Source organism: Verrucomicrobiota bacterium (assembly GCA_027622555.1).
GTDB lineage: Bacteria > Verrucomicrobiota > Verrucomicrobiia > Opitutales > UBA2995 > UBA2995.
The window spans coordinates 1-25,834 of record JAQBYJ010000033.1 but is presented as its reverse complement, the minus strand read 5'-3'; the positions used below and the strand labels follow the sequence as shown (position 1 = coordinate 25,834).

21 protein-coding genes are annotated in these 25,834 nt (G+C 47.1%); 10 read left to right on the top strand and 11 right to left on the bottom strand.

The features are described from left to right. Positions 1–116: 116 nt before the first annotated feature. The 6 genes from O3C43_10715 (at position 117) to O3C43_10690 (ending at position 8,409) form a co-directional block, all read left to right on the top strand. The gene (locus O3C43_10715) at positions 117–1,229 is read left to right on the top strand and encodes a serine hydrolase (GenBank protein MDA1066965.1); all 1,113 of its coding nucleotides are present in this window, start codon (positions 117–119) and stop codon (positions 1,227–1,229) included. 84 nt (positions 1,230–1,313) lie between these two features. After that, positions 1,314–2,579 carry a DUF1552 domain-containing protein gene (locus O3C43_10710; protein MDA1066964.1) on the top strand — a complete coding sequence of 422 codons (1,266 nt, stop codon included), beginning with the start codon at positions 1,314–1,316 and terminating at the stop codon, positions 2,577–2,579. 23 nt (positions 2,580–2,602) lie between these two features. Next, the gene (locus O3C43_10705) at positions 2,603–5,011 is read left to right on the top strand and encodes a DUF1592 domain-containing protein (protein MDA1066963.1); all 2,409 of its coding nucleotides are present in this window, start codon (positions 2,603–2,605) and stop codon (positions 5,009–5,011) included. Between the two features lie 74 nt (positions 5,012–5,085). Further along, complete coding sequence (locus O3C43_10700; protein MDA1066962.1) at positions 5,086–6,198, top strand: DEAD/DEAH box helicase; 1,113 nt, start codon at positions 5,086–5,088, stop codon at positions 6,196–6,198. 390 nt (positions 6,199–6,588) lie between these two features. Beyond that, the gene (locus O3C43_10695; protein MDA1066961.1) at positions 6,589–7,737 is read left to right on the top strand and encodes an ATP-binding protein; all 1,149 of its coding nucleotides are present in this window, start codon (positions 6,589–6,591) and stop codon (positions 7,735–7,737) included. 198 nt (positions 7,738–7,935) lie between these two features. Continuing rightward, positions 7,936–8,409, top strand: coding sequence for a transposase (locus O3C43_10690; GenBank protein MDA1066960.1), 474 nt, complete (start codon positions 7,936–7,938; stop codon positions 8,407–8,409). 6 nt (positions 8,410–8,415) lie between these two features. Here O3C43_10690 and O3C43_10685 read toward each other — a convergent pair whose 3' ends face one another. The 4 genes from O3C43_10685 to O3C43_10670 form a co-directional block, all read right to left on the bottom strand. Further along, complete coding sequence (locus O3C43_10685) at positions 8,416–9,195, bottom strand: hypothetical protein (GenBank protein MDA1066959.1); 780 nt, start codon at positions 9,193–9,195, stop codon at positions 8,416–8,418. A gap of 268 nt (positions 9,196–9,463) precedes the next feature. Further along, positions 9,464–10,306, bottom strand: a complete 843-nt coding sequence (locus O3C43_10680; GenBank protein ID MDA1066958.1) for a TonB family protein — start codon at positions 10,304–10,306, stop codon at positions 9,464–9,466. A gap of 1 nt (position 10,307) precedes the next feature. Further along, entirely contained in the window at positions 10,308–10,724 is a 417-nt protein-coding gene (locus tag O3C43_10675; protein ID MDA1066957.1) for a biopolymer transporter ExbD, read from the bottom strand. A 2-nt stretch (positions 10,725–10,726) separates the two neighbouring features. Then, entirely contained in the window at positions 10,727–11,422 is a 696-nt protein-coding gene (locus O3C43_10670; GenBank protein MDA1066956.1) for a MotA/TolQ/ExbB proton channel family protein, read from the bottom strand. Positions 11,423–11,607: 185 nt separating this feature from the next. Here O3C43_10670 and O3C43_10665 point away from each other — a divergent pair, with 185 nt between their 5' ends. From O3C43_10665 to O3C43_10655, 3 genes are read left to right on the top strand one after another with little or no spacing between them, the layout of a single operon-like run. Next, the gene (locus tag O3C43_10665; protein ID MDA1066955.1) at positions 11,608–12,726 is read left to right on the top strand and encodes a carbohydrate kinase family protein; all 1,119 of its coding nucleotides are present in this window, start codon (positions 11,608–11,610) and stop codon (positions 12,724–12,726) included. Further along, positions 12,726–13,367 (top strand): dTMP kinase, encoded by a 642-nt coding sequence (gene tmk / locus O3C43_10660; GenBank protein ID MDA1066954.1) that lies wholly within the window; start codon positions 12,726–12,728, stop codon positions 13,365–13,367. Before O3C43_10665 ends, tmk begins: the two co-directional genes overlap by 1 nt. Next, positions 13,342–14,325 (top strand): DNA polymerase III subunit gamma/tau, encoded by a 984-nt coding sequence (locus O3C43_10655; GenBank protein MDA1066953.1) that lies wholly within the window; start codon positions 13,342–13,344, stop codon positions 14,323–14,325. Before tmk ends, O3C43_10655 begins: the two co-directional genes overlap by 26 nt. 84 nt (positions 14,326–14,409) lie before the next feature. On the opposite strand, the gene O3C43_10650 is transcribed toward O3C43_10655, so the two are convergent. The 6 genes from O3C43_10650 to O3C43_10625 all read right to left on the bottom strand — a co-directional run bounded on the left by O3C43_10650 (position 14,410) and on the right by O3C43_10625 (position 22,820). Further along, complete coding sequence (locus tag O3C43_10650) at positions 14,410–15,636, bottom strand: urate hydroxylase PuuD (protein ID MDA1066952.1); 1,227 nt, start codon at positions 15,634–15,636, stop codon at positions 14,410–14,412. A gap of 309 nt (positions 15,637–15,945) precedes the next feature. Next, a complete protein-coding gene (locus O3C43_10645; protein MDA1066951.1) occupies positions 15,946–18,231 on the bottom strand; it encodes a molybdopterin-dependent oxidoreductase in 2,286 nt (761 codons plus the stop codon). After that, positions 18,218–19,663 (bottom strand): FAD binding domain-containing protein, encoded by a 1,446-nt coding sequence (locus O3C43_10640; GenBank protein MDA1066950.1) that lies wholly within the window; start codon positions 19,661–19,663, stop codon positions 18,218–18,220. The genes O3C43_10645 and O3C43_10640 overlap by 14 nt, the downstream gene beginning before the upstream one ends. Then, on the bottom strand, positions 19,663–20,574 hold the full coding sequence (locus tag O3C43_10635; GenBank protein MDA1066949.1) for an XdhC family protein: 912 nt from the start codon (positions 20,572–20,574) through the stop codon (positions 19,663–19,665). Before O3C43_10635 ends, O3C43_10640 begins: the two co-directional genes overlap by 1 nt. Before the next feature lie 44 nt (positions 20,575–20,618). Next, entirely contained in the window at positions 20,619–21,941 is a 1,323-nt protein-coding gene (locus O3C43_10630; protein ID MDA1066948.1) for an amidohydrolase family protein, read from the bottom strand. 111 nt (positions 21,942–22,052) lie between these two features. Further along, complete coding sequence (locus O3C43_10625) at positions 22,053–22,820, bottom strand: alpha/beta fold hydrolase (protein MDA1066947.1); 768 nt, start codon at positions 22,818–22,820, stop codon at positions 22,053–22,055. A gap of 424 nt (positions 22,821–23,244) precedes the next feature. Between O3C43_10625 and O3C43_10620 the strand changes: the two genes are divergently transcribed. Next, the gene (locus tag O3C43_10620; protein MDA1066946.1) at positions 23,245–24,570 is read left to right on the top strand and encodes a dienelactone hydrolase; all 1,326 of its coding nucleotides are present in this window, start codon (positions 23,245–23,247) and stop codon (positions 24,568–24,570) included. A 523-nt stretch (positions 24,571–25,093) separates the two neighbouring features. Here the strand turns inward: O3C43_10620 and O3C43_10615 are convergent. Beyond that, positions 25,094–25,834 (bottom strand): transposase (locus tag O3C43_10615; protein ID MDA1066945.1); only part of this gene is annotated, 741 nt, incomplete at its 5' end.

Below are 25,834 nucleotides of genomic sequence, written 5' to 3'. Positions count from 1 at the left end.
GCTCAATCTTTAAACCGCTTATCTCTTGAAATACACCGATATAACCACACGATCATTCCAACAGCTCTCTGTTCAAATTTCATTGGTCTACTAATACGCAACCATTACCCTAAAAGATGCACTTCTCATTAAAATTATCTACTCCCATTCAACTATTCACAGCACTATTGCTATCTGCTCCGTTTCTTCTGGCGAAAGAATCCATATATTTCCCAACTAAGAACGAGGCATGGGAAACCATAGACCCTGCTAAAGCGGGATGGGATACTGACAAACTGGAAGAGTTGATTACCGCTGTCGGCGAACAGAAATCGTCCGGTTTACTTATTCTGTTAAATGGCAAAATCCTCGCCGAAAAACACTGGCCCGAAGAGAACTACAAAATCGATGGGTTAAGGGGCGTCCGTATGATGCTGGGTAAAACCAAGGACGGTCATAGCATCGAGGATGTGGCATCCGCCCAGAAAAGTATTTCCGCCATCATCGTTGGCATTGCTCAACAAAAGGGACTTCTTTCGATAAACGATCCCGTCCACAAGCACTTGGGTAAAGGCTGGTCGCGCGCTACGCCCGAACAGGAAGCGAAAATCACAGTGAAACACCTGATCAGCATGAGCTCTGGCCTGAAAGACGACCTCACTTTCGAAGCACCCGCCGGAACGCGCTGGCGTTACAACACCACCGCCTACTCCCACTCCATGCATGTCGCCGCCGCCGCCTCAGGCATTGAGCCCAAGGACCTGGTCAAGAAATGGCTTTTTGATCCGCTCGGCATGAACGATTCGGAGTGGATTTTTAGAAACGGGATGGAAGACGCGAACATCAAGGACACGAATATCTTTGGCCTCAGTACCTCCAATCGCGATCTCGCACGAGTCGGCCTCATGGTTCTTAACGGTGGCAAGTGGGCAGGCAAAACCATCATAACCGATAAAAATTACCTACATGACATGTCGCACCCCTCTCAGGAAATGAATCCTTCCTACGGTTATCTCTGGTGGCTCAACGGACAATCCAAAGTCGGTGCAGGCGACGGAGCGAACGCAAGGGACGGTCCGCTCATCCTGGAAGCCCCAGCCGACCTCTTTGCCGCTCAAGGTGCCCTGCAACGAAAACTTTATGTCGTCCCGTCAATGAACCTGGTTATCACCCGTTTGGGCAACCAACCAAAGACGAACGATTTCAACAACCAATTCTGGAAATACCTGATGGCGGCCGCACCCCGCTAATCCATAAAACGCTCCTTTACTTTCAATTTTGGAGGTTTATTGAACCATTGACCATTTAACCATCTTCCCCCAATGATTCCCCTGATGAAAAACATAGTCTATTGCAATCGTCGCCAATTCCTAAGAAGCACCGGTGGATTAATTGCCCTGCCTTTCTTAAATTCCCTGCCCCTTCCCCTTTACGCTAAACCCATCGTTGAAGCCCGGAAGAGACTTGTAACCATTGGAACGTTTCTGGGTATGTACCCGGAAGAATGGCACCCCACCAAGGGCAGCGATCGAATTCCACGTTTGCTTGAACCGTTGATGCTCCACCGTCAGAACTTCACCATCGTCTCGGGCGTCGATCATGGCATCAACGGGGGGCACAAAGGCACACCGTCGTTTTTGTCCGGAGTATATCAACCCGAGTATATTGGTGAATCGATCATGGTAAAAAACCAGATCACCCTGGACCAATTGGCAGCCAAACATTTGAGCCGGAACAGCCGCTATCATTCACTCCAGCTTGGAGCATCGGAGGGTAAACCCAGCCAGACCCTGTCCTGGGATGAAAATGGCGTTCCCCTACTCCCTGAAGCTGATCCGATGAAGGTCTTTCAAAGACTCTTTGTAAATGACCTGAATCCTCGAGCTGCCAGCAAGGCCATGGAATTCAAACGCAGTGTCCTGGATATGGTGGCTGAAGATGCCAAATCGCTTCAAAAGGAAATCGGCTTTGAAGATCGTGAAAAAGTGGACGCCTACTTTACTTCGATTCGCGATGTTGAAAAACGCATCGAACGCCAACAACAGTGGGTCAACACACCCAAGCCTGGAATTCCACCCCTCTTGGAGCGACCAATCTCCTTTCATGGAAACTTGGATTTAATGCTCGAACTGAGCGCCCTGGCCTTACAGCACGATTCCACACGAGTAATATCTGTCGAACTTCCTGCGGGCGGATTACCCATCATTTTGGACGGAAATCAAATGTCCGGTTACCATGGTCAATCGCATCACGGAAAAGATCCCGAAGTGGTGGACGAACTTGTGAGAATTGAGCAGATGCACACTCGGTCGATTTCAAAATTCCTTTCCCGTTTGAAGGAGATTCAGGACGATGAAGGCAACTTACTCGACCACACCCAGGTCTTGTTCGGAAGCGGCTTGGGCAACGGTAGTTCTCATTCCAATAAAAACCTCCCGGTTATGATCGCTGGAGGTAGTTTGAATCACGGAAAAGATATAATATTTGAAGAAGGAAGTACGCCGCTATCCAATGTATTTGTTACCATGTTGCAGGGACTCGGAATTGAAGCCGAAACGTTTGCAGCAAGCACGGGTAATATCAACAACGAGTTGGCTTAAACATTTTTCAGTCACTTTTAAGAATGCTAAAAGGAAGAAAAATAGCCTTGGTAAGCCTCGCGGTTATTCTAAGTGGAATATCTCTATTCGCTGATGAAGAATTTCATGCTTTGATCACGCCTTTTATAAAAGAACACTGTGTTCAGTGCCATGGTGAAAAAAAGCAAAAGGGGGATATTCGGCTTGATACCTTAAGCACTGACTTCACTCATGCCTCAAACGCAATCTCCTGGCAGGATGTATCAGACATGCTGGTTATCGGCGATATGCCGCCTGAGGATGAGCCAAGACCACCAGCTGATCTTCTTACCCAAGTCATAAATGCCATTGATAAAGAACTTCGCTCCGCAGCTGAACAGCAAAGTGGTGGTGGCCGCATTTCAATTCGCCGACTTAGCCATTCAGCGTTAGACAATACCGTCGAAGACTTATTAGGCATTAATCTGCAACTGTCTGAACATCTTCCAGCCGACCCGGAATTGGATGGATTTGAAAACATGGCCATCACACTGGAAGCAAATCCGGAAATGGTTTTGAAGCTTCAAAACAACGCGCAGAAAATTGCTAAACTAGCCATTGTTGAGGGCGAAGATATTCGCGACGAACGCAGATACCAAATCGGTACCATCGGTCACGGAAACAACGTGGAGGAACGTGATGGCCTGGTTATCACTTCTTCCAGTCGGGATCGTAAACATGTCATGTGGCCTCAGGGATTTGTGGCACCTCAGGACGGAAGCTACCGTATTCAAGTCAGTGCTTTGGCTGAAGATTATCGTACGGTGCTGGAAGCAAAAGGCATTGATTACGAGTATGTGGATGAGAGTTATGCAAAAAACATGAAGACGCGTGAGCGTCGCCCAAACGGCGAACCGCGGCTGGTTTCCATCATTGCCATTCAGGCTTCCGAAGCACGTCACATGGATGCGGCATCGGTTCCAGGTAGAAGAGTCGGTTATTTTTATACGAGCGACCAATTGCAGACAAACGAGGTGGATGTCCGCCTAAAGGAAGGTGAGAATATCATGGTCCACTACGCTTCCGCAGCCATATTGAATCAATCACCGACCGCCGTCGTTGAAGGAGAGGAAATGCTCGTGGCCGATCTACTTCGCGTTAAGGAAATCAAAGTAATAGGTCCGCACATCGAATCATGGCCGCCCACCGTTCATCAACAGCTACTGGGACAAAAAAAGGCTGCCGAAAAACGCATCGAGGAATTTTTATTCAGGGCCTTTCGTCGTCCCGTACCTGAATCAACGGTACACAATTTTATTCAACTTTATCAGGTGGGGTTAAATCAGGGGCTTAGCGAGGAAGCATCGATGCGCAATGTGGTTGAAGGTGTTCTTTGTTCGCCACGCTTTCTCTTCAATCATGACAAAGGAGACGGCAAAGACGCCTGGGCTTTGGCTAGCAGACTTTCGTACTTCTTATGGAATTCCATGCCTGACGAAGAGCTGCTTCGTCTGGCCGAAAACGAACAACTGCTCAATCCGAAGGTTGTTCGAAAGCAAGTCATTAGAATGCTGAAGGATACTAAAGCGAAACGCTTCGTTCTGGATTTCACTGCGCAATGGCTTGGGCTTAAAAACATCGAGCTCATGAAACCGGACCCAAAACTCTACAAGGACTACGATCCCTTACTGGAGGAGCTTATGCGCAAAGAGAGTGAACTTTTCTTTGAACAGGTGCTTACGAAAAACCTACCACTGAAAACGTTTCTCGATTCTGAATTCGTCATGGTGAACGACCGTCTGGCCGCCCATTATGGGATAGCTGGGGTTGAGGGGAATCAGTTTCGCAAAGTAAACTTATCACAAGACAGCCCGCGCGGAGGACTTTTGGGTCAAGCCAGTATTTTAAAACTCACCTCCAATGGGACGCGCACTTCCCCCGTTGTAAGAGGCGTGTGGGTACTTGAAAATCTTCTAGGAGCTCCGCCTTCTCCGCCGCCACCCGATGTCGAACCTATCGAGCCGGATGTTCGCGGAACGAAAACCATTCCCGAAATGTTGGCGAAACACCGCGAAATTGAAACGTGCTACGATTGCCATCAGAAAATCGACCCTTGGGGACTTGGCTTGGAACACTTCGATGCTGTCGGAGCATTCCGTGACGTTTACCGCAATCTCCAGCCCATTGATGCGAAGGGGCAGGTCAGGGGAAGCAGCTTCGATGGAGTTGAAGAAATGAAACAAGTCCTGCTGGATCGCTCCGATCAATTCAGCCAAGCACTCACCGAAAAATTGTTCACTTACGCACTCGGACATCCTCTCACTTTCTCGGAAAAAATTGCCGCTGATGATATTGCTAAAGCAAACAGCGAAAACAAAGACGGCTTCAAAGACTTGATCGTCAATATTTGCACCAGTCCCCTCTTCCGAGGTGAACTTGGAATGAAGGATCTCGCTCTAGGAGATTTCAACTAGTTAAACAGCTACGGTCCTTTTTGATTGCTTGAGGGGAGTTTCTCTGGCTTTTCGCATGCTTGAATAAATAAGCTATGAGCGATTTTAAAACACTCGGAATAAACAAATACCTGGTTCAAGGCCTGGATGAACTAGGTATCAAGCAACCCACCGAAGTCCAGGAAAAGGCCATACCATTCCTCATGAAGGAAGGGACGGATTTCGTATGCCGTGCTCAGACAGGCACAGGAAAAACTGCGGCATTCGGCCTACCACTTCTCGAGCGCATCAATCACAAATCCGACAAGGTTCAAGGATTGATCCTGGTCCCAACACGTGAATTGGCGCAACAAGTAGCAAAGCATTTATTCAAATACACAAAGTATACCTACAAGATTTTTACCGAAGCTGTCTATGGTGGGGATAAGATTGAGGTTCAGGTCAAAGCCCTCGATCGCACAACACACATCATCGTGGCAACTCCCGGCCGCTTGATCGACCTGTTGAATCTGAAAGCAGTGGATCTCTCCACAGTTAAGCGCGTTGTTCTGGACGAGGCCGACGAAATGTTGACCATGGGCTTCCGGGAGCACCTAACCAAAATCATCAACCTGACCACCGATCGCGAAAGCATCTGGCTGTTTTCAGCGACGATTCCCGAGGATATTCAAAAGCTGGTCAAGATCTACATGAAACACGATGCCAAGCATCTGCTTCTTGAGAGTAAGGACATCATGGAGAGTGCGATCACCCATCAGTTCCTTCGATGCAAAATTGAAGACAAGCCAGCCCGCATAGCCAAATTTCTCGAGAGACGAGGCACAGAAAGAGGACTTATCTTTTGCCGCTCAAAAGCAGGAGCAATTACCCTGGGAGCCATTCTCAATGAGAAAGGGTTCAAGACCGGCGTTCTCCAAGGCAACCTGTCTCAGAAAGAGAGAGAAAAAATAATGCGCGCCTTTATCAAAGAGAGAATTCAATACGTCGTCGCCACCGATGTTGCCGCACGGGGTATCGATATCGAAGGACTATCATTTGTCATCCACCACCAACTACCTGAGACTTCGGAGTATTATATCCACCGGAGTGGAAGAACCGCACGTGCCGGCAGAACCGGCACCTCGTTCGCACTGATAGCTGGCCGGGACGCTCAACAAATGCATCTTATTGAAAAAGAACTAAAAATTCGCTTTCAACAAGTCGCTTAAAAAGCCGATTCTCAAAAAGGGAATTAGGCGGCAAAGGTTTACAAGGAGTCGTTTGTTCAACCTCTCTGTTTCCTCTGTTATATTCTGTTCAGAATTCTGTTTTTTTGAACATGAGGAAACCGAGATAACGGAGAATAAATACGGTTTTTCATAAATCCTTTTGTTCGGCAGAGTATTTATTACCAACCACTGATGGCACTGATTCACACTGATGTTTTCCATTTTAGAATTCTTACTGCTCACGTTTCATTCAGGGAAGTTCATAGTTCCCAAGCGAACCAAACTAAAATGTATATCTATTAGTTATTAGCTTTATCATCAGTGGTTTAAAGGATGCAGCTCGATATTTATCCTTGAAATCCTAAATATATACGTTAGATTTTCAAGGATATGATAATCGATCGAAAGGCATATATTAAGACAATTCGGGATCGGTTGCAGGATTATCCGGTCGTTGCACTGCCTGGGCCCCGTCAGGCTGGGAAAACTACATTGGCTCAACTTCTGGCCCAATCGATATCCAATGAGGAGATCCACCATTTTGACCTGGAATCTCCATCTGACATCGCCCGCTTGGCTAATCCCGAACTGGTATTGTCCAAGTTGAAAGGGCTCATAATTCTCGATGAGATCCAACGCATGCCTGAGCTGTTTCCACTCCTGCGTGTGTTGGCGGATCGCCCAAAATCTCCCGCACGTTTTCTTGTACTTGGAAGCGCTTCACCCGATCTAATTAAGGGGGCCAGTGAAAGCCTTGCGGGTCGAGTTTCCTTTATTGACGTTTCAGGATTTTCATTGAGCGAACTGGGAACAGAACACCTTTCCAAAAGCTGGTGGCGAGGAGGTTTTCCCAGAGCTTATTTGGCTCGAAGCAATCAGGCCGTGCGACAATGGCATGAAGACTTTTTTCGAACGTTTCTGGAAAGAGATATTCCACAGTTGGGCATCCATGTTCCCGCTTCCACCCTGCGACGCTTCTGGACGATGGTGGCACACTATCATGGCCAGATACTAAAGGTCTCAGAGTTGGCCCGCTCACTTGGAAGCTCCGAACCCACCGCCCGTCGCTACCTCGACATTCTTTCCGGAACTTACGTCGTCCGTCAACTTCCACCCTGGTTTGAAAATCTGAAGAAGCGTCAGGTTAAATCACCAAAAGTCTACATCCGCGATTCAGGTATACTCCATGCCCTGCTCGGAATTCCCGACCCGACCGCCCTGGAGTCCCACCCAAAACTGGGTGCTTCCTGGGAGGGATTTGGAATCGAACAGGTACTGGCTGTTACCGGTGACCGGGAGGCCTATTTCTGGGCAACCCATGCCGGGGCGGAACTGGACCTGCTCATCTTTCATAAAGGGAAACGTTTAGGAATTGAGTTCAAATATTCGGAACAACCCAGTACCACCAAATCCATGCAAAGCTCCTTAACTGACCTGGGGTTGGAGCACCTCTACATCGTCCATCCGGGCCAGCATAGTTTCGAACTAACAGAACAAATTTCCGCCGTTACGCTTCCAGATCTACTGGATACATTGTAATCCAAGACATGTCATAGAAGATTATGCAGCCATCCGCAACTTCTCAAATTACGAAGGAACTGGAAGGCTCCTGGCAGTTATGGAAAAAATATTAGGCGGTGAGCAGAATGGTCATCCATGGGAAGCGCGCAAAACAGCTCGGCCTTTGAAAAAAGATGGAAGCCCAAGTCGTGGAAACTAAAATCCCGCTTCCTGTTTGTGCGCACTGAAAACCCCAGGCAAACCAAAGGAGCTCTTCAACTGGACCTGTTCGAACCCCTGGATTATGGATACGATTATAAGTGTGTCATTACAAACAAGAAATGTTCCGTGAAGAAGGTGGTTCGCTTTCTCGAAGGACGCGGCCAACAGGAAAATGTATTTGCCGAATTGAAAAGCCAGGGAGCGCTTGCCTATGTTCCGTGCCGCCGTCAGGCAGCCAATCAATGTTACATGCTTTGCGCAATCCTGGCGCACAATCTCAGTCGCGAGTTGCAAATGAGAACCTGGGACAGGATGCGTGGCACCACCGAAAAACGTTCGCCGCTGTGGATATTTGAAAAAATCCAGACACTGCGCAATGCCTTTATCTGCAAAGCAGGTCGTTTCACTCAACCCGCCGGAAAGCCCACTCTTACCCTCAATGCCAATCCGATGTTTGAGCAATATATGAAGAACTGCCTCGCTGCTTGAGGAGATTTATGAAACGTTTGGGTTAATCTGAAGTTGTTTTGCCACCTCCTGCGCCACGTTGCTTTGTATGTCGAAAATATCTTCAAGGACTCCGTCGAAATTCCCACTCCATATGTAAGTATTAGTTTGAACATCGATAAGTTTGGAAAACACCTTAAGCTGATTTCCCAACCTTTGAACTGAACCTTCAAGAATATATCTAGCCCCTAATTCGTTTCCGATTTCTTCTAAGCTCATCGTTGTTCCACGAAGGCTTAGAATGGAGGGCCGAGCGATTAATCTAAGATCGTTAACCTCTGCTAGAGTATTTGAGATTTCTTCATGAACAGCTAAGGCCAAGTGGTCGTTGTTGGGATCAGGGCTAAGATTTTCCATCGGCATAACAGCAAAGGATTTTTGCGTTAGCTCCTCGAATTCTGTTTGAGTGACAAAAGTGAGTTGGTCTGAGACGCTTTTGGCACGGAGAAAGAAATATAGCGCAGCGGCTCCGAAAATCAAAGTCGGAACGGCTGCCGTGATGAACAGCAACAGAGCGTGCTGACTTGGTCGGTAGGGTTTAATCTTGGTAGATTCACCTTGCTCCTCTCTAATCTCGTCAGTGTTACGAATACCCTGAGGCGTCAATTCATAGACCCAAGCAAGGACGAGAGCGATGGGGAAACCAGCGATTACCACGAGAATGAGAGCGGTCAACACCCACTGAGGAATGCCCAGGTTTGGAAACAACAGATCTCCCACTTCCATAATACCCCAGCCAACTACGCAGTAAGCGATCCCCACTCTCACAACCTTCCTGCTTTCAACTCAGACCAGAACTTCTCTACCCCCGTAGTCTCAGCCTTAGGAGCCTGAGATCCGTGATCTGGACTGGGAGGAGTTTCTTGATCCATGGGGTAATGAGAGAAGATGCGTTATGCTCATTCATTTACATCAAATAAGCTGCGGGGACTCAAGACTGGTTTCTTGAGGGAAATTATCGGTTTGGGGAGTTGGGAAAGGAACTCACAACCGAATATTTGCTAAGCGGATGGCCCCGTTTAGCTCAACCATCCCCCTACTCCACCTTAAGAGTGACGGTAATTGTCTCTGCTTTTCCTGTTGGCGGTGGTTGGAAACTACTTATTTGGCGAACGGTGTTCAAACCTACGGAGTCAAGATCAGGCAGCCCGGAGCTTTCAACTATCTTAACAGAGGAAATAGCGCCACCGGCAGAAACAATAAATGAAACTCGGACGCTTTTGCCTGATGTACCTTCCGTCTTGGATTGTTTCCACAATTGGTCCAGGCGACGGGCCAATAAGGACCGCCACTGTTTCATCGCATCCGTATCGGCAATAGTGGTCTGAGATGTAAGCGTCAAATTGGGCAAACTCATTAGAGATTCACGTAAGTTTTCTTCGATCTTGGAAGTATCAATTTTACGAGGCTGTCGGACCGGTGGTTTTGGAGTAACTTTCACGGGATCTGGTCGTGGGTATTTTTTATCAAATTCCGCTTTATTTATAATTTCCAACTTGGGTTTTTCTTCTACCGGTTTTGGTTTTTCAACTGGGACCGGGGGTGGCTGAACAACTGGTCGCTGAACAACCGGTCGCTGAACTTCAGGTTGAGGTTCCGGCGGGGGTGTTTCTTCCCGAACTGGCTCAGGCTCTGGTTCAGGAATCTCAATGGGAGGAAATTCGGGCAACTCGATCTGTATATCAGGTATCGGTTCCACCGACTCTGGTTGAAAGGTCTGAACGGATTCAGGAAGGTCCACCATTTCAAACACGTATGGATCTTCCTTCTTGGCAAAGAGGCTGCTAAAAACTACCCCGAGCACCAATATAAGCAGAGTCGTCAGGTGTAGTATTCCTGAAAACAAGGCGGCTTTCTTGGTGGTTGGGTCGACAGTCATCTCACTTCACTCGAGTATCTAAGCTGATTCGTGAAAGATTGTTTTGTTTCAACAAATCCATCACATCTATTATTTTTTGATACTGCAGATCCATATCACCGCGTAAATGAATAACGGGTGGGTCATTTTGCTGAGCCATGAGTTTAATCCGACTCTCTAGTTCAACAAAGGTCACCTGCTCCTGGGTCCAGAAGTAAGTTCCCTCCTTGTCGATCGAGATTATTTGAAATCGAGTTTCCGGAGCCGCCGGTGTACGGGTAGCTGATTCAATCGGCAAATTCACCTGAATGGTTTGCTCCAGCAACGGGGTGGTTATCATGAAAATAATTAAAAGCGCAAATGCCATGTCGATCATGGGAGTCACGTTGATCTCCGACAAGGCAGTCATTCGTCCGCTCTTATGAAAACTCCTGGCCATGATTAGAATCGACGGGAAGCAGTATCCTCGAGTTCTATTCGGTCAGCAATGGTGCTGGCAAAATTCTCAAGCTCGATGACCCGTTTCTTGGTGAGGGAAAGTAGGAAATTGTACCCGAACACGGAAGGTATAGCAACCAGCAGCCCTGCAACGGTTGTTAGCAAGGCACCGGAAACACCTGGTGCCAAGCTCGCGATACTCGCGCTATTTCCCAGGCCGATCGCACCAAAAGCATCCATCACTCCCCACACGGTTCCCAAGAGCCCCATAAACGGAGCACCGGTCACGATGGAAGCAAGGAGGACCATCTTGCGCTCGTAGTTCATGCTCTGGTTGGCCACCGCCCGTTGCAAAGCATTTTCGGCATGAGAAACGGCGTTACCTTGATCGGCCTCTATTTCAACGGCTCGAAAGTAACACTGAGTGGCCGTTTTAACCAGGGCCGCAAAGGGAATCGATTCACTAAAAGCCTTTTTGCTGGCTAACTCTAACAACGAAGGAGCGTTGTTCAGGGTTGCTTCAAATCGTCCATTAAGTTTAAACAGCTGGTTCAGCTCCATAGCTTTACCAATCATGACGGTCCACGCCACAGCGCTAAAGACTCCGAGCGCCAGAATGATCAGCTTGCCAGCCGCGTTGGACTGGAAGAAATAGGTGAGCAGCCCAGATTCATTGGATTGAGCGAGGATTAAAAGCATAGTCGGTTGGGATGACCGTTGTTAGGATTGGATGTTGCAATATCCTTTTACCGTTTCTTCCTGAGCTTCAAAGTTAAAATGAATATTGGGCGTAGTTTTTTCTTTAAGAATTGTTTCTGCCTAAGCATGTTCTGCATTTAACTACTTATTTAGCACAGAACAAAACTACAGAAACACAGAGATTTATGGATTATAAGGCCCTTACAGTAGAACACCTCAGTAAGCACGGATCAGATGTGTCACAAAAAAATGCCCTCGTTGGATTTGACGGTTTTATCGACCGAATCACCTCCGTCGTGGACAAACGATATGGACAAGGCGACCAATTCGAACGCATGGATACCATCGAGGTGTTCGGAAACCGTGTTCTGGCTGCTGCGGGCCAGAGCGCAAATATTGAGCTGTTTGTTAATTTCGAAAAGCTGGGCGGCAATGGACCTATCATGGCAAATGCACTATTGAATGCCGGGGTCAATACCCGTTACATCGGGGCACTGGGTGATAAAACGATTCGTCCTGTTTTCGAAGAATTTGCCAAAAACACGGGTGCAATATCGATCGTCAATCCAGGAATTACGCATGCGCTGGAGTTCACGGATGGCAAAATCATGCTTGGTACCATGTCTTCTCTCGACGAAATCAGTTATGATTCCATTTTGAAGCACATCAGTGAGGGCGAATTTTTCGACCTACTCTCCCGTCAGGACCTCATCAGTATGGTCAACTGGACGATGATTCCCAACATGACTCAACTATTCGTTGATTTATTGGATAAGGTCATTCCCAACCTACCACCTCGCGATATCAAACACTATTATTTCGATTTGGCGGATCCAGAAAAACGTCCGGCTAACGAAATTGAGGAAGTACTCAGAACTATTTCCCGTTTCCAAAATCACGGACAAGTTACATTGGGACTCAATCTGGCCGAAGCAAAACAAGTCTACGGAATTTTAGGTCAGTCGGAAATCGAGGCAGATGCCCAAGGCCTGAAAACAATGGCTAGTTCTATTCGTAATGAACTCAACCTCGGTTGCGTGGTTGTTCATCCGAAAGAATCCGCCGCTTGCGCAACCAAGGAAGACACATTCTGGATTCCTGGACCTTACACGGACAAACCCAAGATAACAACTGGAGCGGGTGACCATTTCAACGCAGGATTCTCAACGGCCCAGCTGTTGGGTTTTCCACCGCTAGTTTGCCTTACCATTGGAGTATGCTTCAGCGGTCATTATGTTCGCACCGGAGAAAGCCCGAGTCTCGAGGATATCAAAAACTTTATTCAAAACTGGAAAGACGTTTGATGGCAGACGCCAAAAAAGGATTGTTCATTACATTTGAAGGTTCCGAAGGAACGGGGAAAACAACTCAGATCCAACGACTGACTTCCAAATTGGAAGGATTGGGGCGAAACGTGACAGTGAGCAGAGAACCTGGAGGCACTGCGCTAGGTGAAGAGATCCGTCATTTATTAAAACATGCCGTCAGTGGAAAAAATATGGTTCCTCGCACCGAACTTCTGCTTTTCGCCGCGAGTCGAGCACAGCATGTTGATGAACTGATTCTACCAAACCTGAAAGCAGGCAACGTAGTCATTTGTGATCGCTTCCACGATTCGACCACCGTCTATCAGGGAATCGCGCGCGCAATCGATGGAGCTATAGTTGAATCGATTAATCAAATTGCGATAGCCTCGACCCTACCCGATATCACCATCCTCATAGACCTCGATCCAGAAGAAGGATTTCGCCGTATTTTGACCCGTAAAACGGAAACCCCCGACCGTATGGAGCAGGAGCATTTAGATTTCTATAAAGCGGTTCGACGAGGGTATCTCGATCTGGCAGAAAACAACCGGGATCGTTTTCTCGTAATAGATGGACATCAAACAATCGACGCCGTCGAACAGGCAATTTGGGATGGGATTAAAAACCGTATTAAATGAGCCATTGAAATCCACCAACCCGGTGGAGGTGCTTGAACGTTCGATTGAAAAGGGACGCCTTCCACATGCCATGCTTTTCCACGGGGACCACTATCCATTTTTAGAAGAAGTAGCTCTCGGCTTAGCTTCAGTGCTTCTTAATATCGTGGTAGATGGTTCGTTGGACGAGGCGCGATTTGAGCGCGTAGAGAAACATCCGGATTTCTTTCCACTTCGTCCTTCCAAAAAGGCTCGCTCTATTCGAGCCGAAGATACCCGGGAAATTGTAAGACAAATCCAACAATCTCCTAACCAGGGTGAACGCAAGGTCTCAGTCATTTATGAGGCCGATCGGCTGGGAGCTTCATCCAAAGCTGCGAGTGCCAATATAATCCTGAAAACCCTGGAAGAACCTCCACTGAATACCACGATCATCTTGGTCACGACTCGGCCATATGCACTCCTGGATACTATTCGCAGTCGCTGTTTCAACTTTCGAATTCCAGCCCCCTTTGAGCCCACAGACAACGAAGACTGGCATCGTTGGCTAAAAGATTATTCCACCTTCCTCAACGGCATGGCCGAAATGACATCGGATAAGAAAAAGATCACTGCGAGTTTCATGATGCTTTATGGATTGATTGCTCGTTTTAATGGTATCTTGGAGGGATTGGTCACCGAGAACTGGAAAGAGGAACGTGAAAATCTTCCCGAAGATTTGCCTGATGAAGAAAAAGATGCTACCCGTGAAGGATCGGCCAAAGGCATTCGCGCCAAGTTGCTTAAAGAGATTGAACATCAAACCAGAGAAACAGCCGCACCCTACCTCCGTGGAGAAAAAGAAGGCGATATCACTTTAAAATTCACAGATAGCGTCCAACAGTTTGAGGAAGTTATTGGCCTCTTGAATGTTAACCTAAAAGAAGAAACTGCATTGGAGGATTACTTCCTTTCCTGCATGCGTATTTGGACGAGATAAAATCTTCTTCGTCCTCTTAATTTATCTCTTCCTCCCATTTCATCCTAATCAAGTATTTAGGTTCATCTGTGGTTGAGTTTAAAATCACTCACTTAGCGATAGAATATACGCCACTAGTTGATTCAATTGCTCTTCCTGAATGACACTGGCGTAGGGAGGCATTGTTGGCGCAAAACCTTTAACTACCTTAGCCGTAGAGTTCATGATCGAATCTCGAATGTAGGCTTCGTCGGCTATAAGTTTCGTTCCATCTACAAATTCGCGCTCACTGCCTATCAGTCCATGGAGACTGGGTGCAATGGTTCCTGCCTGAGGCAAATGGCAGGCCTGGCAACCCATCGCACTGAAAAATTGTTTACCAGCCTCGGCTTCAGGACTCAATTGAACGATTTCAACCGGGTCACCGAAAATCGGGGGTACCGTCATCAAGCCATAGACGGAGGCAGTTCCAGCGATGAAGGTGGCGTAGATGATCTCCTTCCAACGAACAATCGTCTGGTAACTGTTCATCATGTGTTTGATGATTATGAGGCAGACAATCACAACGGCAGCTATAGCAATATTTCTCTCACTCCCATAGGTCGATGGGAAGTGAGCACTCAGCATTAGGAATATAACAGGAAAAGTAATATAGTGGTTGTGCCAGGATCGAATCTTGGCCTGCTTGCCGGTCTTCAGATCGTGTGGTTTTCCATCACGCAGTGCAGCCATCATCTTGTCCTGATTTACTATGATATGGAAACGAACATTGGCACTCATCCAAGTGCCCATCATCGCCCCCATTTGCAGATAAACTGCCCGCCCATTAAAAACCGTCTCCAACCAGGAAGCATAAAATAAAATGGCGGCAAATGTTATCAACAGTCCAAGCCACGCATAGTTCCCAATGGGGCTCCGCCACAAAAGGTCATAAATAAACCATCCCAGAATCAGAGAACCAAGACTTATTACCCAACCCATGTAGGATGGCAGATCCGATTTCGATGGGTCGAGCAGTAAAGTCCCACCGCGTGTGTAGAAAACCGATACCAGAAGAATAAATCCGCTGATCCAGGTGGTATAAGACTGCCATTTAAATATGTGCAAGCGGGCAGGAATTTCATCCGGCTTGATTACACGCTTCTGCAAATGAAAGATTCCTCCTCCATGAAGCATGTTCAGATACCCCAAGGATTCCTCGTCTTCTTTCCCTTCAAGCAGGTTAATTTCCATCCAGGTAAAAAGGAGGGAATTACCTATCCACATAATCGCAGCTACAATATGGATAAATCGAAAAACGATATTAAAAAATTCAATCAGACCGGCTTCCATAGTTTAGTTAGCGAATTGGTACATGATTTGTAGGAGCGGCTTAATGCCGCGATTTCATTAAAGCTGTAATACACGACTGAGATGCGCCAACGCCTCTATAGAAATGTAGGAGTAGCTGCTTCAGCTGCGATTTAATGACGTTGCTAATCGCAGCTAAAGCAGCTCCTACATTAGAAAGTAAACCAATCAATAAATGTTGCGTAGGAGCAAGCTTGCTCGCGACCCGAACGTTTGACGATTTTCCGATTTCGCCACCAAGGTGGCTCCTACATTTGACCTGCGAAACATGAATAAATTTCAGCAAACTCATTAAACAGATGTCGGTTGTTTTAGATGAATATTATCTTTGTCATACAGTGACAAAAGAACCCGCTCCGGTGTCATAGGAGAAATTACTTCATCGGAAATTTTAATTTTAAACGCATCAATTGCTCGTTGAAGAGCGAAATAGGCAGCAATTCCATACATGAACGGAGGCTCGCCTACCGCCTTACTTCCTAACGGGCCACCAGGATTGTCAGCATTTTCCAAAAACTTAACTTGAATATCGTCTGGAAGAAAATCTCCGTCCGGCGCCTTGTAAGTTGACAAGGCGTGCGAAAGCAATCGTCCCTCATCATTGAAGGCTAGTTCCTCAAGCGTGACCCAACCTATTCCTTGAGCCAACCCACCCTCAATCTGACCAAGATCAACCGAACGAATAATTCCTCGCCCGAGATCATGGACCAACTTGGCAGAGTCAATCGTGTAGGTCCCACGGAGGCAATCCACGGTCGATTCAATATAGCAGGTTCCATAGGTATAATAATGGAAAGGGTGGTTATTATCCTTTGTGAAATCGTAATGCAGGCCAGGTGGTGTGTAAAACCCATGAGCCATAAGCTTAACCCGGGCAAAATAAGTTTTCAGCACGAGTTGATCCCAATCCAATTTCGACGCTTCCCCTTTGAGGTAAACCAAACCGTCCTGGATTGAGATATCGTCAGGTTCCCCGCCCAGCTCCTTTGCCGCCACGTCTTTTAGTCCAACCAATATTTCTTCGCAGGCCAGAATGGTCGCATTACCATTAAGGTCTGAAGTTGCGCTGGCGGCACTGGGAGAAATATTCGCAATACGACTTGTGTTGGTACTATTACATCGAACACGCTTATGGCTGATGCCGAATAATCGCGAAACAATGGCAATCATGTTGGAACTTACGCCCTGCCCCATTTCGATACCACCTGTCGTCACACTGACCGAACCGTCCGTGTAGACATGCACTAAACTACTGCCTTGATTCAAAAATGTCTTCGTAAAACTGATACCAAAGCACACTGGCATGACCGCATAGCCTTTTTTCGAACCGCGATGGGAATCATTATAACTAGCTATTCGTTGTTTCATTCCCTCAAGATCGAATAACTCCGTAGCCTCAAGCCAAGTACGCTTCATGGTAGACGCCTCAACCACCTGACCATAGTGAAACTGATACCCGTCCTCAATGAGATTCTTCGCTTGAATCCACTCTGGAGTAACACCCATCACGATTGCCGCTTTGTAAATAGCTGCCTCCGTTGGAAACATTCCCTGTGGTCCACCAAATCCACGGAAAGCAGTATTAGGCACCAAGTGGGTTCGACACGCAGCCGCCAAAATCTTCACATTAGGAATCGCGTAACAATTCGTCGAATGGAGGACCGTTCGTTCCAAAACCGGAGGCGAAAGATCCACGTATGCACCAGAATTTTGGTAGTGAGCCAGATCCAAAGCCAGAATTTTGCCGTCTTTGGTTAATCCCATTTTGAAATCCTGTTTGTAGGGATGACGCTTCCCCGTCATTCTCATATCCTCAACGCGGTTAAGAACAATTTGCACGGGAGTATTCAATGCCACTGCAGCGATCGAAGCCATACAGGCCCAATGAGTCGCTTGATCTTCTTTGCCGCCGAAGCCACCACCAAGACGTTTCACATCAATCTCTACCTTGTGCATGGGAATGCCGAGGACGGCCGCAACCCATTTTTGCGCTGCGGATGGACTTTGAGTCGATGAATAGACTTTCACCAGGCCATCTTCACCAGGCACCGATCGAGCCCGGTTCGTTTCAAGATAAAGGTGATCCTGTCCAGCCAGGTCCACCTTGCCTTCGACAACAAAATCGCACTGATCCCAGACAGCATCGACATCTCCTTTTTGAAACACGCGCACTGGTTGATGAAGCTCTCCAGTGGCATAGGCCTCCCTCGGACAAACCGTCACAGGTAATGGATCAATTTTCACCTTGCATACCTTCAGGGCCTTACGCGCATTCTCAACCGTATCTGCAACGATCAATGCTAACGGATGACCAATATACATAACCTTATCATGCGCAAAAAGAGGTTCGTCTGCAACGACGGCACCAATGATCTTTGTGGCAGGGATATCATCGTAACTATAGACACCTCGCACGCCTTCCATAGCCAAGGCAGCTGTCGTATCCAGCTTTTGGATATTTCCATGAGCAATCGGAGAACCGAAGACAACTCCATGCAATAAACCATGAGGCGGAGCAACATCGTCCGTGTATTCCGAGCGACCCGTTACATGCAACTCACTATCACAATGCCGCATAAACCACCTCCTCACTAACTACTTCAGGAAAACATTTTAAAAAATGGGCCAACAACAGCTGTCGTGCTAATAAGCGTTTATAATCCGCTGATCCCCTTACATCACTAATAGGGGTAAATTCTGTTTGGGCGATGCCTATCGCTGCCAGGGCGAGATCAGCAGTCAAAAGTTGATTCCGTAAAAGCTGACTCGCTTTAGAAAGATAAAGCGGAATAGCAGCAACCCCACCCAGCGCGAGATGAGCGTCTGTAATTACCCCATTCTCTCCCATTTCAAAACGGGCTGCCGAATTCACCGTGGCAATATCTAAAACCGCCCGCTTGGAAACTTTTTCCCAATTGATTTTCGTATGGACACCAGCTTTAAGAAAAGAAACTGATCGAACCATTTCCTCATCTTTCTTCGCCAATTGCTTGTAGCCTAAGAAAAAATCTTTCAGTGCAACACTCCTGGATTCTTCTTCGCTTTCGAGATGCAAGTCCGCGTTCAACGCAAGTAGCAAACACGTCATGTCTGCGATGGGCGAAGCATTGCAGATATTACCACCCAAAGTCGCACGAGTCCGAATCGGCCAGCTGGCAATCAACTCATTGTAAGCCTGGATATCAGGAATCGCAGCTTGAATCAAGGGATCATCTCCAAATTCCTGGAAAGACATCCGAGCGTCTACCACAACCTTTCCGTTTTCTTCCTTAATAGGATTGATGGGGGAGCTTATATTCAGAAGCATGACACTCTGATCCGGAATATCTTCCCCACGTTGCACGTAAAGATCAGTGCCACCGGCAATCATCAACGGACACCCACCTTCGCCTTCATTATTTGGAAAATCCGGTAATTGAAGTTTGGCCAATCGAGCAGGAATGGTTTCGAAATAGGCCGGAAGAGCACCGTTTTCGCAAAGTTCGGAAATCCTATTTTCACCCGACAATTTAGAAGAAAGTTTTTCAATCACTTGCTCACCGGCTTCCTTGATGGAACGGTAACCCGTGCAACGACATAAATTCCCTGAAATGGCTTCTTTCGCACCTTTTGAATTAAGGGGACGGTTTTTATCCATTAGCCATCCAGTGATCGCCACAACAAACCCAGGCGTGCAGTAACCACACTGCGTTCCACCCGTATCAACCATGGCCTCCTGGACATGAGAAAGCGTTTCAAGGTTAAGCCCTTCAATAGTAACTAAATGTTTTCCCACGACCTCCCCCATGGGGATAAGGCAAGAGGTCATTGGCACATAACGGACAATTCCATTCTCCAAACTCCCCATCAATACCGTACAAGCTCCGCAATCACCTTCTTTACACCCTTCTTTGGTCCCGGTAAGTCGCTCCGAATTTCGCAAATAATCGAGAGCTAATCGACCTGGAGATTCCAGGGCCACGAATTCGCGATTGTTCAGGATAAATCGAATAGAAGTTTTAAGACTCATTAAAAACTCGCTTGGTTTAATTTCTGCAGAATTTGCGCCGCAACACTCACTGCAATTTCCTCAGGAGTATCGCTGCCAATAGATAGCCCAACTGGAGCGGTAATTCGGCTCCAACTCTCATCTCCGAAATTCCGGATACGAAGTTCATCTTGGATCTTTTTTATTTTTGCAGGACTTCCCATAACGCCTATAAAAGGAAACGGCTTTGTCAGCAAACCGGCCAAGGCAGCAACGTCGTCAATAAAAGAGGGTGTCATCACAATTGCGAAGGTCAATATCGCATGCTTGACCGCCATTAAAGCAGCAGCGCCCGCATAGTCACAAATTTCAATAACAATTTCAGCCGGCAAAGCATTTTGAGTAAATAGATCCTTCCGCGGATCCACAACGGTCACATGAAAACCGAGCAAATCCATCTGTCGGGCCAAAGCCGCTCCACAATGACCGCAACCTACAATGAGAATTCTACGGCGATTGAATAATCCTACCCATGCAGACCAACGAGCATCCGGCCTATCAAATCCCACAGCAGGATTTTCCAATTCCTCCTCTCGGAGTGAGATACCTTTGGAAGTAAAAACCACCGTCCCGGATTTACCCAACTCAAGCCGTTCCAGGATTTCACCAACGATAGTTTTATGAGACTCATCCACAATGAGGGTAACTTGCGTCTGGGTACCGCCACAAAATAAACCAGAAGCCGATTCCTTCGATGGACGATGTATCAGAGTGGTTAGTTGAGGAGCTACGGGTCCTTCTTTGAAAGCTACTTTAGAATCGTTAAGAAGGCGCGCTTCCATAGCACCGCCTCCTATAGTTCCAAGTTGTCGACCATCCTCAGTAAAAAGCAAACGTGCCTGCTCTGTTCCGGGAGATCCTTTTTGATGTCCAACAACAAAGGCCAGAAACACTCTCCTACCCTCGAACACCTCACCGGCCACCGATCTCCAAAAACTCAACATTCGAACACCGTGTCTCCTTCGATTACCGTTTTTAAAATCAAGGATTCGTACTTCTCACGAGAACCTTCGAAAGGCATAATTGCAGATTCCAAAGCGACTTCAGCGGATGTGCCAAGGATTTGATCAGTCGGAACTTTGACGGCAATAAAATCTAAATCCTTTCCTGACTTGAATGACCCTTTTCGATGGCCTAAGCCCAACACATCTGCTCCAGCCTGGGTAGATCGAAACAGGGCCTTAACGAATGTAGCCGAGTTTACACCACTTGCGCGATTCTGTCGCACGAAGGACGCCATCACGTCCAACATGGAAAGATAAGGACCACCCCCAATATCTGTAGCCAGCACCCAACGAACCCTTTCCGCATCCGCTCTTTGAAAATCAAACAAACCAGACCCCAATCCTCGTTCTTCCAACGGACCATTCGAAGTTGGACAGCTTGCAATTACCGTATCAGTCGTCCCCATCAGTTTCCACTCGGCATCCGTCAAATGAATACAATGACCCAGAACGGTTTTTGGCCCAAGGAACCCTGTCCGTTCATAAACCTGAATATAGTAATCGATATCTTCAAACCCGTGCAACTCCCGATAAATAGACTTCACCCATTCGATCTCCTCATGGGTTTCACACATATGGGTCTGGGAATAGCCTTCGATGGAAGCAGCGGCCTCAGCTGAGGCTGTTATGACCTCAGGACCTGTAGTTGGAGCAAATCGCGGACTGGCGACATGCCGTTGGCCAAAGGTGCTCGCCGCCCATTGGGTAAGCTGAATAGCCTCCTCGTCGGACTGGGTCAAATTCGGGGGGGAATTCATGGTCATGAGGACGTTCCCAATTTTGAAATGCTCGGGCGCATTTCGCATCGCCGCTTCAAGGGCCACTTGATGAATCGAACTATAACAAAGCCCACCTATCGTTCCGGTAGCCAAAATACGTTTCCAAAAGATTTTCGCTTTCTCCTCGGCAATTGCATAGTCAGCAAATTCAGCCTCTCGCGGAAAGGTGTATCTATTCAGCCATTCAAGCAGAGACGTTTTCGGCATTTCACGCACATCGTCCTGCACCCAGTGAAAGTGCATATCGAAAAATGGCGGCATCAATAATCCCGCCTGTTTCTCAATCTGATGCTCCCCGAGTCCGTATTTTTTAACCAATTCATCCGTATCACCTAACTCAATGATAACCCAGGAATTTTCCTTTTTCTCAGCCAGTAGAATCCCATCACTGAAAAAATCGCACTGGTCATCCGAAATAGGATTAAGCCAGGTTCCACGGAGAGCACGGATAATAGAAGATGATTGGGCATCGCGCATTCACTAGTTGGTGTGGATGGATGACCCAATATTCAAGCGGAAAGCTTCACAAAATCCCAAGATATAGATTATCGTCAGGATTTTTATTTTCCCACAATCACCATTCAATTTTCACTTTCCCATCACCCAATTTACAAAGCGTTCCTTATGGTCGAAATGTGGATTGTGCCCCGAGTCGTTCCAGGTATCGATCGTGGCATGGGGAAAATGGTGGCGAATTTCCTTGAAATCGTCTGTGTCCACGAAATGAGACTTTCCTCCAATAAGAAAATGGGTTTTACCGTCGAACGTTTCGTCCGAATCCAAAGGGCTATAAGACAGTTCATCTAAGTGGTCCTCAATAACTGGCAAATTAATCAGCCACTTGAAACCTTCCGAATCTTCAGCACGCACAACATTCGAAATCAGAAACTGACGAAGGGCCCAGTCTTCTATATATTCAGCCAGTTCAACATCGGCATCCGCACGAGATTTAAGCTTGGACAATTTCAATGCATTCATGGCCTCAAACTCTTCATCATGCAAAGGCGGATAATCTTTAGGCGCAGTGTCTACAACAAAAAGTTGGTTGACCCTGTCAGGATACCGGCAAGCAAAAGTCATTGCCACCTTCCCCCCCATGCTATGCCCAATAAAAGTCGCAGAGTCCAGGCCTACGTGGTCAAGCAACTCAACCAGGTCCTGAACCATGTCATCAAAGGTATGGGTGGGTGCGTGGAACGAACTACCATGATTCCGGGCATCCACTAATAATACCCGATACTTCTCAGCCAATAATCGCCCGGCACTCGTCCAATTCCGCATAGAGCCAAGTAGCCCATGAAGTGCTATTACCGGAGGAGCTTCTGGATCCCCCATTTCTTTGAAATTTAAAACCATGGTTATCGGCTATGACACTCGTCGGATTAGGAATCAATTTATTTTAAGCCTTAAATCCAATTTTAGTTCCAAATTTTGTTTTTTGCCAGGAAGAGTCTGGGAATTTAGCCCATCGGCTTTCTTTATAAGCCAACAAGTGGACCATCACCTACTGCGCGACTAACAAGAAAATCGGTTAAATAGTACTGCCACAGCCCATAGCTCCGGGGCAGATCACTCAAGTAGAACTGGTAAGTATCCATAAAGTAATCCCTAAATCATCCCAGGTTTAAGAAAGTTCCAGCAAAGAGACAGGCCGAGGTGGATATTCAGCTACCCGTAATGGTAATCGCAGGAAATATTCACCTCAGGAATAGAAATTCATTGTCATTAACAATCCAATTTGAAGTAAAATAATATCAGGTAATCTTCTCAACCGAGCCGCATGAAAAATATCAAAGACAGATTGCAAATTATTAAACGCTTTTTGGGTCTACAGCTGTTAATTACCGTCAATTGTTTACACGGCCAACCCAACCACATCGACGCAATAAGACAAGATGCGCCTGAACTTGCCCATTACGGCGACTATAACGTTGGAGTTCGAACTTTGTCATTCAACGACCCGGGTCGCCTCGACGTTTTAAAAATGAAAGAAGGCAATGAACCACAACATTATGATCGAAGCCTCACTGTGGAAATCTGGTACCCGGCACAATTAACACCAGGACAACTTCCTGGAGGCCAATACAGCGCCATGACGCGTAATCCAAAGATTACGGCCACCCTTTACGGTAAAGGAGTCCGCGACGCGGCAGCTCTAAAACAGGAAGGCAAATTTCCATTGGTTATTATTTCCCACGGCTATCCTGGAAACCGTTTTTTGATGGCCCACCTTGGCGAAAATCTGGCCAGCAAGGGTTATGTAGTCGCTTCGATAGATCACACAGACAGTACTTATGATGATATTCAGGCCTTCCCCAGTACTCTTTACAACAGGCCTCTGGATCAACGATTCATTTTAAGTCAGCTGGCCACGTTATCGAAAAACTCCAGCAGCTTTCTGAATGGTTTTTTGAATGCGGATACTACAGCCGTGATTGGATACTCCATGGGAGGTTACGGTCTGGTTAACAACATTGGTGGCGGCTTTAGTGACGACATGGGATCCGACAATCCATCGCTGAAACGATTACTTAATCGGCACACAACGGGAAACTCAGACTATCTTAGTCAGCTAGATTCTAGAATAAAAGCAGGGGTTGCGATCGCCCCTTGGGGAATGACTTCCAAGTATTGGAAACCGGAAGATCTTAAGGGCATTGAAGTACCCGTTTTATATATTTCAGGCAGTGTGGATGTGGTTGCGGGATATGAAAACGGTACGCGCGCCATTTTTGAGAATGCTGTAAGCAGTGACCGCTATTTATTAACGTTTCAAAATGCCGGTCACAACGCCGCTGCACCGATGCCGGTGCCTGTTGAAATTCTGCAAAGTGGAGACACGGTCAATCCCCGTCACTATATCGATTCGGTTTGGGATAACTTGCGCATGAACAATATCACAGCACACTTTGTTACCGCTTTTCTGGATTATAAACTAAAAGGTGACACAATGGCTAAAACGTATCTTGACCTGGTACCAAATGCTAAGGACGGTATCTACTCTTTAGAGAATGATCGCGAAACTGGAGAGCATACTTACTGGAAAGGATTTCCACTCAATACCGCTATGGGCCTAACGCTAGAACACCGATTTCCAGGTCAATAAAAGTGAGTCGGCTAAAATGCTAAAATGAGGACCCTTTTACCAAATTGCAGCTTATGAGGACCAGAAAATCGTCACTCCTGGAATCTTGCGGTCAGAGAAGAATCGGAAACCTCTTATCCAAACTTTAGGCAATTTACTGAAATGCAATAGGGGAATCTAATAGTTCCATTACCTGTCATATCATTTTTCAAGAAATGACACTGCTATGGGATATATTGTCAAGACGGTTTCGATTGTTTAATCCATTGGTGAAATTGTATTTGTTTTTTGCTACCTTTCGGTGGGCCGTTATTGTTTATCTGATACGTTTCCTCCCGCAGTTGCAATCGGCTCTTTGCCGTGCATAAACTGCTATCCGCACGTGCCCAGACTACAGACAGTGCAAGGTGATCTATTCAATCGGGCTGGAGGAACAAGGGCCGCGCAATCTTTTTATCGAGTCATCTTGGACTCATGTGTCACTGCGCGCAGGCCTTCCGTTCCAAATAGGTTTCATAACAGTATTTCAAAAGAACAGTTTCATTCAGGCATAGACTTTGGAGATGCGTCCTTCACGCAGGGCCCGGGTGGAGTAGGCAGTTGGATAGTTGAGTCGCAATCCTACGGTGTCGGCACTCATGCGTCCGGTCTGGATACGCCACCAGTCCACGGCGAACTGCCTGGCGATGGCCACGACCATCTTCTTTTTCTTAGCCGCACTGAAGGGTTCGTTTTGTATACGCTCTTTCCAGTAGAGGATGGGTTGGTAATCGGGCTGGAATTGAAACATGCGCCAGACCGCTTCTATAATCATATGCCGGATGCGGGGGTTGCCGTGTTTGTTGATGCTGCCCTGTATGCGTTTATTGCCACTGGAGGCTTCGCTGGGACACAAGCCGGTGAAACTGGCTACCTGGCCGCGGCTGGTGAAGCGTGTATAATCAACAAACTCCCGGTCCAACACCGAGGCGGTGAGCGCTCCCAGTCCCACCGGCAGCAAACGGTTGGCCGTGCGTTCTTCGCGCGCGGTGGCTTCCCGCAGTTGCTTCTCCACCACCACCAGGATAGTTTGATAGGGTTCGAGTATTTTCAAAAAGTAATCGGGGAGAGTTTGTTTCAGTTCCTCGAAGACCTTGGGTTTCCACCAGCCAGCCTCCAGCTTGATGTCGTAGTAGAGGCCGTTACTGGTGTTATTTTTCACGCAAATCGGCGGGAATGTTTTCAATTTAATTGGAGGTATGGGCGGCGGACTTTTTCGATTTAAATGGAGGATTTGCTGACGGTG

Excerpts from the sequence above, each read along its gene's own strand:
- O3C43_10715 (MDA1066965.1), top strand. The coding sequence starts at position 117 with ATGCACTTCTCATTAAAATTATCTACTCCCATTCAACTATTCACAGCA.
- O3C43_10710 (MDA1066964.1), top strand. The coding sequence starts at position 1,314 with ATGAAAAACATAGTCTATTGCAATCGTCGCCAATTCCTAAGAAGCACC.
- O3C43_10705 (MDA1066963.1), top strand. The coding sequence starts at position 2,603 with ATGCTAAAAGGAAGAAAAATAGCCTTGGTAAGCCTCGCGGTTATTCTA.
- O3C43_10700 (MDA1066962.1), top strand. The coding sequence starts at position 5,086 with ATGAGCGATTTTAAAACACTCGGAATAAACAAATACCTGGTTCAAGGC.
- O3C43_10695 (MDA1066961.1), top strand. The coding sequence starts at position 6,589 with ATGATAATCGATCGAAAGGCATATATTAAGACAATTCGGGATCGGTTG.
- O3C43_10680 (MDA1066958.1), bottom strand. The coding sequence starts at position 10,306 with ATGACTGTCGACCCAACCACCAAGAAAGCCGCCTTGTTTTCAGGAATA.
- O3C43_10675 (MDA1066957.1), bottom strand. The coding sequence starts at position 10,724 with ATGGCCAGGAGTTTTCATAAGAGCGGACGAATGACTGCCTTGTCGGAG.
- O3C43_10670 (MDA1066956.1), bottom strand. The coding sequence starts at position 11,422 with ATGCTTTTAATCCTCGCTCAATCCAATGAATCTGGGCTGCTCACCTAT.
- O3C43_10665 (MDA1066955.1), top strand. The coding sequence starts at position 11,608 with ATGGATTATAAGGCCCTTACAGTAGAACACCTCAGTAAGCACGGATCA.
- tmk (MDA1066954.1), top strand. The coding sequence starts at position 12,726 with ATGGCAGACGCCAAAAAAGGATTGTTCATTACATTTGAAGGTTCCGAA.
- O3C43_10655 (MDA1066953.1), top strand. The coding sequence starts at position 13,342 with ATGGGATTAAAAACCGTATTAAATGAGCCATTGAAATCCACCAACCCG.
- O3C43_10650 (MDA1066952.1), bottom strand. The coding sequence starts at position 15,636 with ATGGAAGCCGGTCTGATTGAATTTTTTAATATCGTTTTTCGATTTATC.
- O3C43_10645 (MDA1066951.1), bottom strand. The coding sequence starts at position 18,231 with ATGCGGCATTGTGATAGTGAGTTGCATGTAACGGGTCGCTCGGAATAC.
- O3C43_10640 (MDA1066950.1), bottom strand. The coding sequence starts at position 19,663 with ATGAGTCTTAAAACTTCTATTCGATTTATCCTGAACAATCGCGAATTC.
- O3C43_10630 (MDA1066948.1), bottom strand. The coding sequence starts at position 21,941 with ATGCGCGATGCCCAATCATCTTCTATTATCCGTGCTCTCCGTGGAACC.
- O3C43_10625 (MDA1066947.1), bottom strand. The coding sequence starts at position 22,820 with ATGGTTTTAAATTTCAAAGAAATGGGGGATCCAGAAGCTCCTCCGGTA.
- O3C43_10620 (MDA1066946.1), top strand. The coding sequence starts at position 23,245 with ATGAAAAATATCAAAGACAGATTGCAAATTATTAAACGCTTTTTGGGT.